1 protein-coding gene and 1 pseudogene are annotated in these 1,431 nt (G+C 56.2%); one reads left to right on the top strand and one right to left on the bottom strand.

The features are described 5' to 3' along the window. The coding region (locus BVH03_RS20960; protein WP_083640131.1) for an integrase core domain-containing protein at positions 1-638 on the top strand (638 nt) is incomplete at its 5' end. 14 nt (positions 639-652) lie between these two features. Here the strand turns inward: BVH03_RS20960 and BVH03_RS20955 are convergent. After that, positions 653-1,312, bottom strand: a pseudogene (locus tag BVH03_RS20955) (IS5 family transposase); the annotation flags it as partial. Between the last annotated feature and the right edge of the window lie 119 nt (positions 1,313-1,431).

Below are 1,431 nucleotides of genomic sequence, written 5' to 3'. Positions count from 1 at the left end.
GCCGTCTCAAACAAGCGGGCTTTCATCGGTTGGCCGAGCTGGAGCCTGCCCCGGCAGTGGTGCGCTACGAATATCCCAACGCCGGCGATCTCCTGCACCTGGACATCAAGAAGCTGGGTCGATTCTGGAGGCCAGGGCACCGAGTTACGGGGGATCGTCTGCAGGGCTCCTTTGGCGCCGGCTGGGAGTTCGTTCATGTAGCCATCGATGACGCGTCTCGGCTGGCCTTCACCAGCCTGCACCCAGATGAGCGCGGCAATAGCGCCTGTCGAGCCCTGCTGCAGGCGTTGCGTTACTACCGCGGGCTGGGCATCCGCTTCAAACGCGTCATGACAGACAATGGTGCCTGCTACCGCTCTCATTCTTTTCGGCGCTTATGTGCTCGGCTAGGGCTGAAACACATGCGCACTAAACCCTATACATCGCGCACGAACGGCAAAGCCGAACGTTTCATTCAAACGAGCCTACGTGAGTGGGCCTATGCACGCAGCTATGACAGCTCCGAACAACGAGCCAAGCATTTGCCAGCCTGGCTGCACCACTACAACTGGCACAGGCCGCACAGCAGTCTCAACTACGAACCACCAATCAGTCGGGCTCCATTGCCACTGAACAACGTACTGGGTTTACACAACTAGGGCCTGTTCCCGTTTCACATGGGGAGCCAAAGGAAAACGCAAGCCATAGCCACGACGCTTTCGTAATTTCTCTTGAGCTTGTCGAACCGTGATGACACCGCCCGGTACTGTTTCAGCGGAGCGAAGGCGTTTTCCACCAGGTGCCGGTTGCGGTAAAGCCCTCTATCCAGATCCGCGTTTCCTTTCACAGAGGTGCGCTTTCTTGGAATCACTACCCGGCCACCCTGCTGGACGATTTGCTCTCGGATCGCTTCGCTGTCATAACCTTTATCCGCAATGATGTTTTCGGCGTCGGGTACCTTGGCGATCAACGAGGATGCCTGAGTGCAGTCGTTAATTTGGCCTCCGGTAATTTCGAAGGCAATCGGCAGTGCGCAAGCATCTACGGCCAAGTGAATCTTGCTGGTGTTACCGGCTCGGCTTTTCCCTATCGCTTCATCCTGTCCACTGGCAGCACCTGCGCTGTGCTGGTGGGCTTTGACATAGCTGCCATCAATGAAAACCCATTCCATATCGGGATCAGTCACAAGGATCTGAAGCACCTTGAGCCACTTGCCAGACGCAGACCATGAATTGAAGCGCTTGTAGATCTTGCTCCAGCTCCCGAAGGCACAAGGCAGGTCTGGCCAGGGACAACCCACGCGCATGCGATACAGCATGCCTTCGACTGTCATGGGGTTCTACCCCGTTAGCACGGACACTTTCAAGTAAGCTCACACCGAGCTGAAGGAGTGTTCATGAAGCGCAAGAAATACAGTCCTGAATTCAAGCGGGAAGCCATAGAGTTGGTTCG

The sequence above is a fragment of the Pseudomonas sp. PA15(2017) genome, from assembly GCF_001945395.1.
Classification (GTDB): Bacteria; Pseudomonadota; Gammaproteobacteria; order Pseudomonadales; family Pseudomonadaceae; genus Aquipseudomonas.
Note: the sequence above shows the minus strand (reverse complement) of the source record. Positions and strands in the feature narration are given on the sequence as shown.